Source organism: Lysobacter brunescens, from assembly GCF_042677005.1.
Classification (GTDB): domain Bacteria; phylum Pseudomonadota; class Gammaproteobacteria; order Xanthomonadales; family Xanthomonadaceae; genus Lysobacter_I; species Lysobacter_I brunescens.
In genome coordinates this window covers 232,236-248,243 of record NZ_JBHTIF010000001.1, presented here as the reverse complement: position 1 = coordinate 248,243, position 16,008 = coordinate 232,236, and the positions used below count along the sequence as shown (strand labels likewise).

The 16,008-nt window shown below is 69.5% G+C and carries 16 protein-coding genes; 2 read left to right on the top strand and 14 right to left on the bottom strand.

Translation table 11 applies throughout. The features are described 5' to 3' along the window. Positions 1–66 precede the first annotated feature (66 nt). From ACFQ0E_RS01095 to ACFQ0E_RS01070, 6 genes are all read right to left on the bottom strand, one after another. A complete protein-coding gene (locus tag ACFQ0E_RS01095) occupies positions 67–1,320 on the bottom strand; it encodes a M12 family metallo-peptidase (RefSeq protein ID WP_386821859.1) in 1,254 nt (417 codons plus the stop codon). 180 nt (positions 1,321–1,500) lie between these two features. After that, positions 1,501–2,154, bottom strand: coding sequence for a hypothetical protein (locus tag ACFQ0E_RS01090; protein WP_386821858.1), 654 nt, complete (start codon positions 2,152–2,154; stop codon positions 1,501–1,503). A 39-nt stretch (positions 2,155–2,193) separates the two neighbouring features. Then, entirely contained in the window at positions 2,194–2,622 is a 429-nt protein-coding gene (locus tag ACFQ0E_RS01085; RefSeq protein WP_386821857.1) for a DUF2752 domain-containing protein, read from the bottom strand. 3 nt (positions 2,623–2,625) lie between these two features. Beyond that, positions 2,626–2,967, bottom strand: a complete 342-nt coding sequence (locus ACFQ0E_RS01080) for a CD225/dispanin family protein (protein WP_386821856.1) — start codon at positions 2,965–2,967, stop codon at positions 2,626–2,628. Between the two features lie 128 nt (positions 2,968–3,095). Further along, positions 3,096–5,015 carry an MFS transporter gene (locus ACFQ0E_RS01075; RefSeq protein ID WP_386821855.1) on the bottom strand — a complete coding sequence of 640 codons (1,920 nt, stop codon included), beginning with the start codon at positions 5,013–5,015 and terminating at the stop codon, positions 3,096–3,098. Between the two features lie 85 nt (positions 5,016–5,100). Further along, positions 5,101–7,413 carry a hypothetical protein gene (locus ACFQ0E_RS01070; protein ID WP_386821854.1) on the bottom strand — a complete coding sequence of 771 codons (2,313 nt, stop codon included), beginning with the start codon at positions 7,411–7,413 and terminating at the stop codon, positions 5,101–5,103. A 132-nt stretch (positions 7,414–7,545) separates the two neighbouring features. On the opposite strand from ACFQ0E_RS01070, the gene ACFQ0E_RS01065 reads away from it, so the two are divergent. Further along, positions 7,546–7,941, top strand: coding sequence for a helix-turn-helix domain-containing protein (locus ACFQ0E_RS01065; RefSeq protein WP_137850262.1), 396 nt, complete (start codon positions 7,546–7,548; stop codon positions 7,939–7,941). 232 nt (positions 7,942–8,173) lie between these two features. Beyond that, entirely contained in the window at positions 8,174–8,578 is a 405-nt protein-coding gene (locus ACFQ0E_RS01060) for a helix-turn-helix domain-containing protein (protein ID WP_137850261.1), read from the top strand. Positions 8,579–8,660: 82 nt separating this feature from the next. Here the strand turns inward: ACFQ0E_RS01060 and purD are convergent, their stop codons facing one another. From purD to prmA, 8 genes are all read right to left on the bottom strand, one after another. Continuing rightward, positions 8,661–9,950, bottom strand: a complete 1,290-nt coding sequence (gene purD / locus ACFQ0E_RS01055; protein ID WP_386821853.1) for a phosphoribosylamine--glycine ligase — start codon at positions 9,948–9,950, stop codon at positions 8,661–8,663. 43 nt (positions 9,951–9,993) lie between these two features. Next, entirely contained in the window at positions 9,994–10,521 is a 528-nt protein-coding gene (locus ACFQ0E_RS01050) for a hypothetical protein (protein ID WP_386821852.1), read from the bottom strand. An 83-nt stretch (positions 10,522–10,604) separates the two neighbouring features. Then, entirely contained in the window at positions 10,605–11,459 is an 855-nt protein-coding gene (locus tag ACFQ0E_RS01045; protein WP_386821851.1) for a hypothetical protein, read from the bottom strand. A gap of 16 nt (positions 11,460–11,475) precedes the next feature. After that, positions 11,476–11,619, bottom strand: a complete 144-nt coding sequence (locus ACFQ0E_RS01040) for a hypothetical protein (protein ID WP_386821850.1) — start codon at positions 11,617–11,619, stop codon at positions 11,476–11,478. 212 nt (positions 11,620–11,831) lie between these two features. Next, positions 11,832–13,415, bottom strand: coding sequence for a bifunctional phosphoribosylaminoimidazolecarboxamide formyltransferase/IMP cyclohydrolase (gene purH / locus ACFQ0E_RS01035; RefSeq protein WP_386821849.1), 1,584 nt, complete (start codon positions 13,413–13,415; stop codon positions 11,832–11,834). 136 nt (positions 13,416–13,551) lie between these two features. Further along, a complete protein-coding gene (gene fis / locus ACFQ0E_RS01030) occupies positions 13,552–13,824 on the bottom strand; it encodes a DNA-binding transcriptional regulator Fis (protein WP_386821848.1) in 273 nt (90 codons plus the stop codon). A 270-nt stretch (positions 13,825–14,094) separates the two neighbouring features. Continuing rightward, a complete protein-coding gene (locus tag ACFQ0E_RS01025) occupies positions 14,095–15,048 on the bottom strand; it encodes a DUF3426 domain-containing protein (RefSeq protein WP_386821847.1) in 954 nt (317 codons plus the stop codon). A 28-nt stretch (positions 15,049–15,076) separates the two neighbouring features. Beyond that, positions 15,077–15,994, bottom strand: coding sequence for a 50S ribosomal protein L11 methyltransferase (prmA, locus tag ACFQ0E_RS01020; RefSeq protein ID WP_386821846.1), 918 nt, complete (start codon positions 15,992–15,994; stop codon positions 15,077–15,079). Between the last annotated feature and the right edge of the window lie 14 nt (positions 15,995–16,008).

Sequence of the window (16,008 nt, the reverse complement as noted above, 5' to 3'; positions counted from 1 at the left end):
GACGGGGCCATGAGGCCCCGTCTTCGTGATCGATGCACTCGCGCGTCGGCGAGGCATCGTGCCGTCTCAGCGGAATGCGGCGATGGTCGCGGCCGTGGTGTTGAGCACGCGCTGGTTGTGCGCACGCGTGGTGCTGCCCATGGCCTGGCCGCCGTAGGTCTTGGCGGGGTTGGACCAGTAGTTGATGCGCGGGCAGCTCGACGTGCAGTTGTAGGCCATGATCGTGCGCCAGGCATTCGTCGGCGAACGGTAGCCGTGACCATAGGCGTACGGCGTCAGCGAGCCGTCGGTGGCGATGTCGTGGCGTGCGGACTGCAGGTGGCCGATTTCGTGGCCGAACGAGTAGTAGCCCGTGGCGCAGCTCCAGTGCACCGCCGCGAACGCGGTCGATGCCGACGAACCGATACCCGAGGCCAGGCCGCAGGACGAGCTGTTGTTGATGACCAGCACGCCGACGTCGGCAGCGGTGCTGTTGCGGGTGGTGTGGATCGAATCCATGTAGCCGTCGGTCGTGCCGCGGAAGCGCGACAGGTCGGTGCTGAAGCTGCCGGATTCGGTGTACGTCACGCGCACCGAGGAGGCCAGCTGGACGCTGATGTCGACGCCGCTGTTCGCATAACCCTGGTTGGTCTCGGCGATGGCGAGATTGATCAGGCCGGTGATGTCGCCGCTGGCGGTGGCGGCCGATGGCGTGTAGGCAACGAGCACGCGGATCGTGCTGGCGGCGATGCTGGCGCGGCCGTTGGTCTTCAGCGCATTGCCCATCTCGATGCGCGGCAGGCCGGCATACGCGGCCGGGTGGTCGGCCGGCATCTTCGCCTCGTTGACGCGCACGATGGCATGGCCGCCGGAACGCAGCGGGCGCAGGCTGTAGAGCTGGCCCTTCGAGCGGATCGTGCCGGTCAGCTTGTCGCCGTTGCGCACGATCATCACCGAATTGTTCGGGTCATCGGCGATTTCGCCGGTGGCCTTGTGGCGCAGCGCGTCGGCCAGGCCGAAGCCCTTGCCCAGCGTGCCGTACCACACCTCGGTGCCGTCGGGATTGCGCTTGCTGTACTGGCGATACGCGGTGCCCATGTCGCCCAGGCCGAGCGGCAGGCGCTCGGCGTTCGCGTTGATCATGCCGGCATCGGCGCGCACGATCTGCAGCGATTCGGTGGCGCGGTTGTCGGACAGCGCGCGGTAGCTGACATCGCCGGTGATGCCGGCGGCGGCCTTCGATGCGGTGAACAGCGGGGTGCGTGCGGCCTGGGTCGCGGTTGCGGCAAGGCCAAGCAGCGCCACCGCGCCGAGCGCGGTGAACAGAATGGAACGCTTCATCGGTCGATCTCTCCCTGATCTCCGGCACCGCGGCGCCCAGGCCGAAGGGTGCGATACCGAAGCGAATGGTGGTGTTGTGGAATGCCGGCCCGGACCCCTTGCCCGGCGGCATGGTTTTCACGCCCGTGAGGCCGGTGCAAGCTGCAGCGCAGCATCGCGGCCGGCGCCGCGATCACTGTCTCAGAACGTGATCCACCAGCAGTCGAAATGGCGCTGGAGCCGCAGGTCGGTGCGCGACGGCGTCGCGCTGTTGCGCAGGGTCTGCTGCAGGCGCAGGCCGTAGGGCGCGCGACGCACGGGGCCTGGCGGCGGGGGCGCATCGGTGCCGACGGTCTCGGCGGCCGTGGCGGGCGTCGCAGGCGCTGCGGGCAGCGCTGCGTTCGATTCGGGCGATGGCGCCGCGATGGGTGGGACGTCCTCCACCGGCGCACTGGCGCGCAGCGGTGCGATGTCGACCAGCGGTCGGTCGACGATGGCCTGCAGGCGGTCGTAGACCTTGGCGCCGCTGGCATCGTCGTGGCCGACCCAGTGATAGACCGCGCCGAGACGGTTCGCGTCGCGGTTGTCGATCGCGGCCGAGATCTCGTGGACCAGGTCCTGGAGCGTGCGCGCGCAGGCCATGCGCCGCGTGGACAGGGTGGCGCCGGTCGGCGAGCGCAGGCTGCGCGATTGCGCGCCGATCTCGTCGCAGCGCCGGTCGGTATAGACGGTGTCGCCGTTGGGCGCCACGCAGCGGTTGAGCTTGGGTGTCTGTGCGTTCGTGGACGGAACAGGCAGGAGGGACGCGGCGGACAGCAGGCACGCGGCGAAGGACAGGCGAAGGACGGCAGGCATGTCCGGCACGTTAATCGCTCGTCGATGAACGCTGCCGCGTCAGCCGGGCGCGAGCAGCGTGAACGGCCACCACGGCAGGTTGCGCAGCAACATGTAGCCAGGCAGCAGCACCAGCCAGAACTTCGGCTCGCCCATCAGCCGCATCAGCGGCGCGAGCGCGCGCGGGCGCCAGCCCCAGTACCAGGCCAGCATCGCCGGCGACAGCAGCAGCAACAGCACCATCAGCGGGTTCATCGAGAACGCGCGCGGCAGGTCGAAGTGGGCCAGCGCGTGCAGGGCGCGGGTCATCCCGCAGCCGATGCACCAGCCGCCGGTCAGCGCGTGGAACGGGCATTGCGGGAACAGGCCGCTGTTGGCGACCGGGTCGAAGACGCGCAGCAGCAGCACGCCGGCGACGCCCGCGACCGCGAGCGCCGTCGCCTGCGCGACGACCACCTTCGTCGAGGGCGTCGTGGCGTGTGCCTGCATCGATCAGCCGCCCTGGTTGCGCTGGGCTTCCTGGATGCCCTGTTCGATCGCTTCGCGGAAGCCGTCCATGCCGAGCGTGGAAATGTTGAAGATCGCGTAGCCGATGCCGATGATCGCGCAGGCGGTGGTGATCCAGCACAGGATCTTGGCCGTGTTCGAGGCCTGGCGTGCGCCATCGAGGTCGCCCGCGTTCAACTTCGAGTTCACCTTGGCGGCGAACACGATCGCGGCGATGCCGGTGAACAGGCCCGGGATGCCGCAGCACAGGCAGAAGCTGAAGATCGTGGACACGATGGCCCATGCGAGGTGGTTCGGGATCTTGCCGGGCGCGCTATACGCGTTCATGCGGACTCTCCGTGATGAGGATGGTGGGCGCCCGGAGGCGGATGTTCAGCCTGCATTGTGCCGAATCCGCGGCGCAGCGCAAACGCTTGCGTACGGATCGGCCATCGATGGTGGCGCGGGACGGGCGCTCAGGCCGCGTCGCCGCGCAGCGCGCGGACGCGGGCTTCGAGCGCGGCGGCGCTGGCCTCGCGCCCGGGCACGGGTTCGCCGGCGACCACCTGGATGTGCGCGCGGAAGCGGCGCGGCACGCGCATGCGGGCGAGGCGTCCGTCGCGCTTGCTCCACATGCTCGTCCACATGTTGCGCAGTGCCATCGGCACCACCGGCACCGGGCGGCGTTCGAGGATCTTTTCCACGCCGCCCTTGAACGGGGCGATCTGGCCGTCCTTGGTCAGCGCGCCTTCGGGGAAGATGCAGACGATCTCGCCTTCGGCCAGCGCGGCGTCGACCGCATCGAAGGCCTTGCGCATGATTTCCGGGTCTTCCTTCGCTCCGGCGATCGGGATGGCCTTGCCGGTGCGGAAGATCCAGCGCATCACCGGGATGTTGAAGATCCTGTAGTACATGACGAAGCGCACCGGACGCGGAATGCTCGCCGAGAGGATCAGCGCGTCCATGTAGGTGACGTGGTTGCACACGATCAGCGCCGGGCCTTCGTCGGGCACGTGCTTCTCGATGCCGTGCAGCTCCAGCCGGTACAGCGCCCGCACCAGCACCCAGCTGAGGAAGCGCATCAGGAATTCCGGCACGATCGTGAAGATCCAGATCGCGACCAGGGTGTTGGCGATCGCCAGGCACAGGAACAGCTGCGGGATGCTCAAGCCGGGCATCGGCACCACGGTGTCGCCGACCTTGAACGATTCCATCTGCAGGGCGATGCCGGCGATCGCGGCGAGCACGATGAACATCGCGTTCTGGATGTTCACCGCCGAGATGACGCGCGAGATCTCCTGCTTCGGCGTGCGACTCTGGATCAGCGCGAACAGCGGCACGATGAAGATGCCGGCGAACAGGCCGATGCCGGTGAAGTCGATCATGATCCGCAGGCTGCCCGGCGCGCGCACGAATTCCGCGAGCGTCAGTCCGGTGGCGACGGCCGCGTCGGGCCGCGCGAAGTACAGGTCGAGCAGGAACGCGCTCATGCCGAACGCGCCCAGCGGGACCAGGCCGATCTCGACCGTGCGCGCCGACAGCTTCTCGCACAGCAGCGAGCCGATGCCGGTGCCGATCGAGAACAGCGCCAGCGGCAGCAGGTACAGCGATGCCGTGCCGCCGAGGTTGACCTGTGCGTAGGTCAGCATCTGCGCGGTCAGCATGGTCCCGAAGAACCAGAACCAGGACACGCCGAGCATCGAGTTGCGCACCGCCGGCTGCTTCTTCGCCAGCGCCATCACCCGGCGCGATTCGGGGATCGGATTGATGTTGACCTTGAGGTCGGGCATGCCCGCGTCCACCGGCGGGATCATCCGGCTGACGAGGTTGCCGGCGATCGCGAGCAGCACGATTGCGGTTGCGGCGGTTTCCGGGCCGTGGCTGCCGGCCAGTTCGAAGATCAGGCCGCCTGCGAACATGCCGATGAGGATCGAGATCGAGGTGCCCATCTCGACCAGGCCATTGCCGCCGGTCAGCTCCTCGGGCTTGAGCACCGAGGGCAGGATCGAATATTTCACCGGCCCGAACAGCGCCGACTGCAGTCCGGTGCCGAACAGCGCGACGAGGAGCAGCGGCATGTTCTGCAGCAGGAAGCCCACCGCCGCCACCGACATGATCACGATCTCCATCGTGGTGGTGATGCGGATCAGCCGCGACTTCTCCAGCTTCTCGGCGATCTGCCCGGCGGTGGCGGAGAACAGGAAGAACGGCAGGATGAACAGCGCCGGCGCGAGGTTGGTGTACAGCGACTGCTGGCTGGCCGACAGCCCGATCGACGCGAGCAGGCCGATGATGGCCTGGCGGTAGACGTTGTCGTTGAAGGCGCCCAGCGACTGGACCACGAAGAACGGCAGGAACCGGCGTTGCCGCAGCAGTTCGAACTGGTTGTACGCCATGCGCGCCCCGGGGCTTTTCGTCGACCGCCGCAGCCTAGCAGACGCCGATGCGGGCTGTCAGAGCGGTGCCGTCATGGGCGCAGGCTCAACCTGCAGGTGCCGGCGATACCGGGCCGCTTGCCGGGGGCGGTGCGACGCTCGGCACGCTCAGGCTGCGGGTATCGGCCAGCGCTTCGAGCAGCGCGCTCAACGGCACGCCGTGGCGCTTGCACGACCAGAACAGCGGTGTCTGCAGCTTGACCCGGCGCCACAGCCGATGGTCGCGCTGCTGGGCAGGCAGGGTGTTGGTGCGGCGTCGCCACAGCCGCAGTGCGCGCTCGCCGCCGTCGTCCTGCCCCGTACCGCCGGGCCGGTCCGCCATGAATTCGATGAGGAAGACATGCGTCGCGGTCCGGGCCAACGCATCGACGCGCCCACGCCCGTCCATGCCCAGCGCGAGCAGGGTGTCGCGATGGCGGCAGGCTTGGCGTCGCGGATCGAGCAGGCAGTGGCTGTCGATGCGCGGGTCGAGTTCCGCCGCTTCGATGAAGCCGCGTCGCAGGCCGTTGTCGTCCTCGTTCCATCCAGCGCGCGTGTGGATCGATTTGTGCACCGGCAGCGAGCGGCTGGCGCGCAGCAGGCGACGCGGCAAGGCCGTCAGGCGCTCGGGCGTCTGCAGCGCCGCGATGTCCGCGCACATCGGTGGCAGGATGATTTCGAAGCGGGCGGCATCCGGTCGCAGCGTTGTCGCAACGACATCGCCGATCGGCGGCACGGCCTCGGGCGGGCGCGGATCCAGCGCCGCCAGGCCGAGATGGCGCCACGGTGCATACAGGTGCAGCGCGTCGCGATGTTCGACCACCGTGAGCACGTCCAGCAGGGTGTCCGGCGGTTGGCCGAAGGCCGCGCGTTCGCGATTGCCCGCACGCAGCCGCGCCAGCTCCGGTTCCGGCCACAGCGCCGGCATGCCCAGGGCCTGCGCGGGTGCGCGTTCCCCGGCGCCGGGCACCCGGCTGCGCAGGATCACCAGCACGCAGACGCGTGGATCGGGTGGCGGGCAGGACGTCGAGGCCGACAGGAAGCCCATGTCGATGCGCGTGCGATCCGGCCCTGCGCCGGCATCCACGCCCATGCCTCGCAGGCGTGACCGGGCTGCGCGCAGCAGGTCCGGGCTATCGCAGAGCACGCGCATGCGTGGTGTCCGGTCGGGATCGATCGATGCGAAGCCGGCGGTCCGCTGCGAGAGCGCGCGCAGGCCCAGGCGCAGCTGTGCGCTGTGATCGCGACGCAGCATCGGACGCGCGCCGCGCCGCCCGACGGGGTCCGGCGCTGCTGCATGGCGCAGCGGCAGGTGCGATGCGGCGCAGGCGAGCACCGGCAGTTTCGCGACGCCGTAGCGGATCGCGCGCGCATGGCCGAAGTCGGCGATGCAGGCGCCGTGGCGTGCGTCCTCGGCATCGGAGTGCGCCTGCGCGTTGTCCAGCCAGGCCACGCGCAGGCTCGGCGGTGCCTGCAGCGGCACCGCGCCGGTGCCGGTGAACACGGGCGCGGGCAGCCCGCAGGCCAGGCGCGGGCCGCGCCCGGCGACCAGCCTCGCGGTGGCCCCCGTCGCGTCTTCGGCCAGCACGCGCAGGGCGTCGCCTGCGCAGGCCTGCATCAACAGCCAGAACCGGAACGGCGCGCGCAACGCCGGAGGCAGGAACAGGCGCATCCGCCGCAGCACGCTCGTGTCGCCGACCGTGCGCAGCCCGGCCACGGCGACCGGGCCGAGCAGGGCGTCTTCCCAGTGCTGGCGGTGCGCCGCCGGCACCAGCACCGAGAACCGGTCGCTGAAGCGCGGGTCCTCACGACCGGCGGCGCGTGCAGCCATGTGGTTCGCCCACTGCCAGACCAGCAGGGCCTGCAGCACCCAGCGCTGGCCGCAGGCCGGCGCGCTGCGCAGGCTCAGGCGCATGTCGCGCGGCGTCGCGGGCGCTGCGGCGGGCGATGCCATGGGCGCCGGGTCGGCCATGCCCGCCAGCTGCGACAGGCGCTGCGGATCGCACTCCCCGAACACCTCGTGCGCGAGCACGACATGCAGGATCGCTTCGCGCTGCCCGGGGTGGAAGTTGTCCTCGCGCGTGCGCGAGATCGCGCTGGCGAACCACCAGCGCAACAGGGCGGCGGTGGTCGGCGTCAGGCGGTCGGCCAGGGTGGTGCCTGCGCGGGCCTGGCGATGCCCGTGCGGCTGTTCGAGTTCGGCCAGCAGGGCCTTCGCGCGATAGCCGAGCACGGCCTGCAGCTGCGATGCGTGCGAGTCGCCCAGGGGCGAACAGCGCGTCGGCGCGGCTTGCGTGCCACCCCGTGTCGCATCCCGCATCGCCGGCGACGGGGTGCCCGATCCGCCGCGCCCGTTGTCGGCCCGTCCCGTCCTGCCCATGCGCCCGCGTCCATGCCCGCCTGCCATCGCTTGCTCTCCATGCTCGATGTGGGCCTGCACCGTAACAAAAAGTTTGATACTGTACAAATCATAAATTTCCAATGCCGGCGTGCACCGGCCTAACGTCAGGTGATGAGGAATGAACAAGTCGCGTTCAGCGAACGGCTGCGCGCTGCCCTGCAACGGGCGGGCCTCGGGGAGAGTCCCGTCGAACTGGTGCGACTGCTGGCCCGATTCGGCGGGGAGCCGGTCTCGCAGCAAGCCGTCTCCGGCTGGCTGAAGGGGCGCGCGATGCCAAGGCAGGCCAATCTGAGGGCGCTGGCGAAGATGCTGTCGATGGAGCCGCAGCAGCTCCAGTACGGCGACGACGCCAGGCGCGTGCGTGAGGGCAAGGGCGAATGGCGGCTGGATCCGCGCGATCAGCTGGCGATCGAGGCGTTCCTGCAGTTGCCGACCGCGCAGCGCAAGCTGCTGCGGCACCTGATCGACGAATTCGTGAAATCGGCGGCGAACGGGCGCAAGCCATGAGTGCAGGGCAGCGGTGATCGCGACTGCACGGCGGAGTATGGTCGTCTGCGCGTGTCCTGCGGTGTCGTCGCCGTGATCTGGACATGCATCACGACTGCGACCCTGATCCATCTGACAGGTTGTGAAACCTGCGTGAATGCGTGGCAGCAGTCTGTTGTCTCGAAACATGGATTGTCTGTGATCGACAACAGCGATTTTCACATCGGGCGTGGCGCCGGCCTAACGTCGCGCCATGAAAACCGAACAAGACGCTTTCAGCGAACGACTGCGCGCAGGCCTGCGCCAGGCCGGCATGAGCGAAAGTCCCGCCGAACTGGTCCGGCTGCTCGCCCGCTTCGGCGGCGAGCCCGTGTCCCAGCAGGCGGTGTCCGGCTGGCTCAACGGCCGCGCGATGCCGCGCCAGGCCAACCTGCGCGCCCTGGCGCGCATGCTGTCGATCGAACCGCAGCAGCTGCAGTTCGGCGACGACAAGCGGGTCCGCGAGGCCCGCGGCGAGTGGAAGGTCAATCCGCACGACCAGCTCGCCATCGAAGCCTTCCTCAAGCTGCCCGCCGCGCAGCGCAAGCTCGTGCGCAACCTGATCGAGGAACTCGCCCGGCACGTCGCGCCCGGCAAAGCGGCGAAGAAGCCGCGCTGAGGCGTTTCGAGCCGTCCGCAAACGAAAAGGCCGGCTGCGATGCCGGCCTTTTCGTTTCATGTTCACGGTGGCGCGATGCGCGTCAGCCGCGCTCGCGTTCGATCGCGCGCCAGCCGATGTCGCTGCGGTGGAATTCGCCGTCCCAGTGGATGTTCGACAGCGCGGCATACGCCGAGCGCTGCGCACCTTCGACCGAGATGCCGAGCGCGCAGACGCAGAGCACGCGACCGCCACTGGTCACGACGTTGCCGTCGGCGTCCAGCGTGGTGCCGGCATGGAAGACCTTGGCGCCGACCGGCACCGGCACGTGCAGGCCGTGGATCGTGTCGCCGGTCTTCGGCGTTTCGGGGTAGTTCGCCGCCGCCATCACCACGCCGAGCGACGGTTTCGGATTCCAGCGCGCCTCGGCTTCGTGCAGGCGGCCGTCGATCGCCGCGTCGACCAGGTCGAGCAGGTCCGAGTCGAGGCGCAGCATCACCGGCTGGGTTTCTGGGTCGCCGAAGCGCACGTTGAATTCGATCACCTTCGGCGCGCCGCTGGCGTCGATCATCAGGCCGGCGTAGAGGAAGCCGGTGAACGGCACGCCGTCGGCGGCCATGCCGCGCACGGTCGGCTCGACGACTTCGCGCATCACCCGTGCGTGCACCTCGGGCGTGACCACCGGCGCTGGCGAGTAGGCACCCATGCCGCCGGTGTTCGGACCGGTGTCGCCGTCGCCGACGCGCTTATGGTCCTGCGAGGTCGCCATCGGCAGCGCGGTGACGCCATCGACCATCGAGATGAAGCTGGCCTCCTCGCCGTCGAGGAACTCCTCGATCACCACGCGCGAGCCGGCGCTGCCGAAGGCGTTGCCGCTGAGCATGTCGCGCACCGCGTTCTCGGCATCTTCCAGCGTCATCGCCACGATCACTCCCTTGCCGGCGGCCAGGCCGTCGGCCTTGACCACGATCGGCGCACCTTTGTCGCGGATGTAGGCCAGTGCGGCATCGACATCCGTATGCACTGCGTAGTACGCGGTCGGAATGCCGTGGCGGGCGAGGAAGTCCTTCGCGAACGCCTTGCTGCCTTCCAACTGCGCGGCGGCGGCGGTCGGCCCGAAGATGCGCAGGCCTTCGGCGCGGAAGCGGTCGACCACGCCCGCCACCAGCGGCGCTTCCGGGCCGACCACGGTCGTGGCCACGCCCTCGGCGCGCACCAGCGCGACCAGACCGTCGAGGTCGGTCGCCTTCACGTCGACATTGCGGCACTTGGCTTCGGTCGCGGTGCCGGCATTGCCCGGCGCGACGAGGACTTCGCTGACGCGCTTCGATTGCGCGAGCTTCCAGGCGAGGGCATGTTCGCGGCCGCCGGAGCCGATGACGAGGAGTTTCATGGCGAGGATCGCATCCGATGGAGTAGGGGGGGGAGGCGCGGGATCAGCCGGCCGACGCGCAGCTCTGCGCGATGCTGGTGAAGCCCTGCTGGAGGTTGGCGAAGGTGCTTTCCACCGTCGCGTCGTCCATCTCGTCGGTCTTGCGCTGCACGCAGTCGCAACGCGCGCGGGCGACCGACGGATCGCCGCCGATCTGCTTCACCGCAGCCATGCACAGTTCGCCGATGTGCGACTTCACCGCGATCGCCGAGCAGGGCGACATGAGGGTTTCGAGTTCGGCTGGCGACTTGGTCTGGTCGAACGCGAGCACCTTTTCCGGTGGCAACGCGCGCAGGCGGGTGGCGATGCAGCTGCAGGTGTCGCTGCTGAGGTTGGTGGTGAATGCGTCGCCGAGCGAGGAGAAGGTGGGGTCGGCGCTGAAGGTGGTCTTCAGCAGGGCCGGGCATTCGACCCTGAACTTGCTGATGATCACGGAGGCCTTGGTCTCATCGGAGGAGCAGGCCGAGAGCGAGAGAGCGAGAACGGCGAGCGCGAGCGAAAGCATGCGGGCCCAGGTGCGGGTCGATTGCATGGGAAAGGTGTCCTGTGGCGTGTGGATGAAAGGCTTTGTGAAGCTTGCGTCGGGCATCCGTGCCGGGAGCATGCGGGGCGTCGTCATGGCGCACCGCAGGCGGTTTCGCCCAGCGCGTCGTCGGGCAGCCGGTAGCGGCCGTCGATGCGCGGGATCGGAATGTGCAGGGTACTGCCGGTGTCGCCTTCGCGCACCACGTGCAGCCCCAGGGGATGGAAACCGTCGGCGTCCACGCCGCCGCCTGCCTGCAAGGTGCAGGTGCGCGACACGCAGTCGCCGGGCACGTCGGCATCGCAGCCGCCGACGTTGCTCCACAGCGAAGCGACGTCGAGCAGTTCGACGAAGCTGTCGCCCTGCGCCGCGTACAGCATCATGCGTGCGGTCGTGATCCGGCCGGCCTCGCCGCCGGGCGAGTGCACCAGGAAGGCGCGTCGCGCGGGGCCGATGTCGATGATCTCGACCTTGCCGGGTTCGCCGCGCGCACCGCTGTCGATGCCGTCGAGGTAGGCCACGCCGCGCGCACCGGTGTCGCTGGTGTCGGGGGCGATGCGCCACAGGCTGACCGAGCCTGGATCTTCGGCCTCGGCGCCGGCGTAGCGCGTGCACAGCGCGACCTCGCGGATGCCCGGCGATGGACCGGTGTCGGCGCAGATGCGCTGCTGCACGGGAATGACGGTCTGCGTTTCCGCCGGTATGCCGGCGGTGATCTTCCACCAGTCGTCGAGGCGGATGTCGCGCGGCTCCTCGCCCAGTGCATCGGCGAGGAAGGCGATCAGGTTGGTGTCTTCGACCGCCGTGGGGATTGGCGCGGGCGGCGCCGCGAGCACGGTGCGCGGTGGCGATGGCGCGGCGGGAGGCGTCGGGGATTCGCTGCATGCGCAGAGGCTGAGCAGAGCGGCGAGCAACAGTCCGGCAGGGAGCGTGGTGGCCTGGGGCATGCGGCGGGAATCGTGCTCAGTTCAATGACAGGGCGGCGAGAAGCGTGCCGAGCGTGGTGCTGATGAATCCGAGCCAGAGCTTCAGGCGCTCGTTGCGCTCGGTGGTTTCGGAGCGGAAGCCTCTGAGGTTGGTCTTGATGAGCTTGCGGTTCGTGGTCATGTCGTGTTTCCGGCGGGGCCGGTGACCCACGATATGCAGCGAACGTCCGGACGCAAGCAAGTCATGATGTAAATGGCGCGTTGACGTCATCACCTGCTGGCCGATCCGCTCCCTCCCCCGCGAGCGGGGGAGGGCTGGGGTGGGGGCGTCGAGCCTTTCAGCGTGAGCCCCCATTCCGACCTTCCCCCGCGCGCGGGGGAAGGAGAACAGCATCAGTGACGGAAATGCCGCACGCCGGTGAACACCATGGCCAGGCCGTGTTCGTTCGCGGCGTCGATCACTTCCTGGTCACGCATCGAACCGCCGGGCTGGATGACGGCCTTGATCCCGGCTTCGGCGGCGGCGTCGATGCCGTCGCGGAATGGGAAGAAGGCGTCGCTGGCCATCACCGAGCCGGGGACGACCAGGCCGGCGTCGGCGGCCTTGATGCCGGCGATGCGCGCGGAGTACACGCGGCTCATCTGGCCGGCGCCGACGCCGATCGTGCACAGGTCCTTCGCATAAACAATTGCGTTGGACTTCACGAACTTGGCCACGCGCCAGGCGAACAGCAGGTCGGCGAGCTGCGCGGCGGTCGGCGCGAGGTTCGTCACGACCTTGAGTTCGTCGGCGGTGACTTCGCGGATGTCGGCGGTCTGCATCAGCAGGCCCGAGCCGACGCGCTTCACGTCCATGTTGTTGCGGCCGTCGCCGTGCGGAATGCGCAGCACGCGGACGTTCGCCTTCTTCTTCGCGTAGGCCAGGGCCTCGTCGTCGTAGTCCGGCGCGATCAGCACTTCGACGAACTGGCGGTCGAGGATGGTCTTCGCGGTGGCGCCGTCGAGGCGAGTGTTGAAGGCGATGATGCCGCCGAAGGCCGAGGTCGGGTCGGTGGAGTAGGCGCGCTCGTAGGTATCGGCGCAGCCGGTGCCCTGGGCCACGCCACAGGGGTTGGCGTGCTTGACGATCACGCAGGCCGGCGCGTCGAACTGGCGGACGCATTCCCATGCGGCGTCGGCGTCGGCGAGGTTGTTGTAGCTCAGCTCCTTGCCCTGCAGCTGGGTGAAGGTCGCCAGCGTGCCCGGCACCGGCCACAGGTCGCGGTAGAACGCGCCCTGCTGGTGCGGGTTCTCGCCGTAGCGCAGGTCCATCACCTTCACGAAATTGCTGTTGTTCTGCGCCGGGAACAGCGCGCGGCTGCCGTCGTCGAGCAGCGCGGACAGGTGGTTGCTGATGAAGGCGTCGTACTGCGCGACGTTGTTGAAGGCGGCGACCGCCAGCGCGAAGCGGGTCTTGCCGCTGACCGCGCCGTCGTTGGCGTCGAGTTCGGCGAGCAGCGCGGGATACTGCGCCGGATCGGTGGCGACGGTCACGCGCGCGAAGTTCTTCGCGGCGGAGCGCAGCATCGCCGGGCCGCCGATGTCGATGTTCTCGATCACGTCCTCGAAGCTGCTGTCGGGATTGCTGGAGACCGCGGCGAACGGATACAGGTTCAGCACCAGCAGGTCGATCGCGCCGATGCCGTGTTCGGCCATCACCGCGTCGTCGATGCCGGCGCGGCCGAGCAGGCCGCCGTGCACCATCGGATGCAGGGTCTTCACCCGGCCGTCCATCATTTCCGGGAAGCCGGTGACGTCGCTGACGTCGCGCACCGGCAGGCCGGCGTCGCGGATCGCTTTCGCGGTGCCGCCGGTGGAGAGCAGTTCGACGTTGCGGGCGGCGAGGGCGCGGGCGAGTTCGAGCAGGCCGGTCTTGTCGGACACGGACAGCAGCGCGCGGCGGATCGTCACCGGGGCGCTGGGCAGGTGGCTGGTCATGGGGAGGCGGGGCGTGCGGAGGCGGGGAAACCGCGATTATAGCCGCCCGGGTCGGGCGGGCCGGTCCCGCGATACAGCACGCTGGCGTATGTGCGGACCGTCGATCCGTGGCGGCGTCGCGCCGCCAGGCGGGCCGTCAGGTGGACAGGCCGTAGTCCTTGAGCTTCTTGCGCAGGGTGGCGCGATGGATGCCCAGCATGGTCGCGGCGCGGCTCTGGTTGCCGTCGCAGTGCTTCAGCACTTCGGCGAACAGCGGAATTTCCAGTTCGCGCAGCGCGACTTCGTAGAGGTTGTTCGCATCGGAGCCGTTGAGGTCGCCGAGGTAGCGCCGCACCGAATTCGCGACATGCTCGCGCAGCGGCGTGCGCGGGGCGGAACGGGCGGCGGAGTCGTGGCGTTCGACGTTCAAGGACGGGCTCTCGGGGGAGGTGGGACGACGGATCCATCCGTGGCCGCGCATGGCGGGGGAGCGAGTCTAGCGTGGGCGGGGTCCGGCTGCCACGGCATGGCGTTGCGGAAGCGCGTGTCGCGGCGCGCGGCCCGATGAGCGGCGTTGTCCCGGGCGGGACAATGCACCGATCACGGGCTCAGGTTCAGTTCCTCGACACGCAAGGCCGTGTCCGGATGAGACGCTCGCGGGAAAGTGAACCTGACGCCCTTTCCGCCCCGTATGTGGGCGTCAGCGGAACCTGAAGTCGTAGGCGACGATCTGCGGCGCCGGTTCGAGGATGTCCATCGCCACGGTCGCGCTCTCGCCGCTGGCCAGTTCCGCCTGGCCCGGCGTGCCGCCGAGGTATTCCTGCGCTTCGAAGCGACGCTGGCCGGCGGGGCGGCCGTTGATGTCGGAGAGCGTCAGCTGCAGCCCGGGCCACGGTTGCGGCCAGCGCGCATCGTTGCGGAACGTCGCGGACACGCGCAGTACGCCGGGCAGGCTCGGATGCTGGCGCACGTCGCGCTGCAGCAGCGTGAACGCGGCGGGTTCGCGCCATGGCGGCAACTCGCAGCGCAGCACGCTGCAGAGCGTGGCCAGCATCGGGCGCCACTGCGCGTTCGCTGCCAGACGTGCGCGATCGGCGAGCAGCAGCTGCAGCACCAGCAGCACCGCCAGCGCGATGACCGCGACGATCAGCCAGCGTTCGCGCGCGGGGCGCGCGCTGCCGTCGGCGTTGCGCGCGAAGCTGGGCAGGCGGCGTGTCGTTGCAGTGGCCGGCGCAATGGGCACGGCTGCGGGCGGGACGCGGGTGTCGGCTGGCGGAGAGGTCGCGCCGGTCGTATCGGCGACAGCGGTCTCTTCGTCGTCGGATGGCTGTGTCTGCCGGGCGGCGTCGATCCGCACCGATTCGAGGATGGACGCGACATCCGTCGCTTCGACCGCCGGTGACTCGACGCGCGGCGTTTCGATGGCGGCCGCCGCGCGGGCGGCGGCATGGGCTTCCGCCTCGGCGGCCGCTTCGGCGATGGCGCGCGGATCCAGCAGCGTGCCCAGGTCGAGCGGCGCGACCTCGGCTACGTCGTCCGCAGTCTCCGGGTCGCGACGCAGCAGGCTGTCGCAATGCGGACAGTGCGTGGGCGGCAGGTCGGTGACCGGGTCGGTCGAGACCAGCGCCTTGCAGTAGGGGCAGTTGATGAACATGGTCCTATTCCATCAGGTTCGACGGTGCTTATCTGCGAACGCCGTCGATCCTCACCCAATCGTCCTCGCGCGCCACGCGCAGGTCGTCGAACCAGGCGCCATAGCGGACCAGCAGGTCGTCCTCCTGGCCGACGAGGATGCCCGACAGCGCGATGCGCCCGCCGGGGGCGACGCGCGCGGCGAGCAGGTCGGCCAGCGCGTCCAGCGCCGAGGCCAGAATGTTCGCGACCACCACCGGATAGCGCGTCGCCGGCTCGTCCTGCGGCAGGAAGACCTGAAGATGATCACCCACGCCGTTGCGTTCGGCGTTGTCGCGGGTGGCGACGATGGCCTGCGGGTCGTTGTCGACGCCGATGGCCTGGGCGGCGCCGAGCTTCAGCGCGGCCAGTGCGAGGATGCCGCTGCCGCAGCCGAAGTCCAGCACCTGCCGGCCCTGCAGCTCGCCCTGCGCGGCGAGGCCGTCGAGCCACTGCAGGCACAGCGAGGTGGTCGGATGCGTGCCGGAGCCGAAGGCCAGGCCGGGATCGAGGCGCACGACGGCGGCATCGGCCGCGTCCGCGCCTTCGGGCAGCGCCTGGTTCCAGGGCACGATCCAGGTGCGCGCGCCGAAGCGCAGCGGCACGTACTGGTCCATCCAGGCGCGTTCCCAGTCCTGGTCCTCGACCTTGCGGAAGCCGGCGCCGGACCAGTCCAGGTCGGGATCGAAGGCTTCCAGCGCGGCGAGCAGCAGCAGCGGGTCGGCTTCGGCGTCGAACAGGGCCGACAGCGCCACTTCGCCCCAGATCGGCATCTCGCCGACGCCCGGTTCGAGGATCGCCCGTTCGTTCGGGGTTTCGGCATCGGCGTCCAGCAGGGTCACCGCCAGCGCGCCGACATCCTCCAGCGCGTTCTCGTAGCGCGGTTGTTCGGCTTCGCTGCAGCGCAGGGAGAGTTCGAGGTAGGGCATGGTGGGCGGGCCGG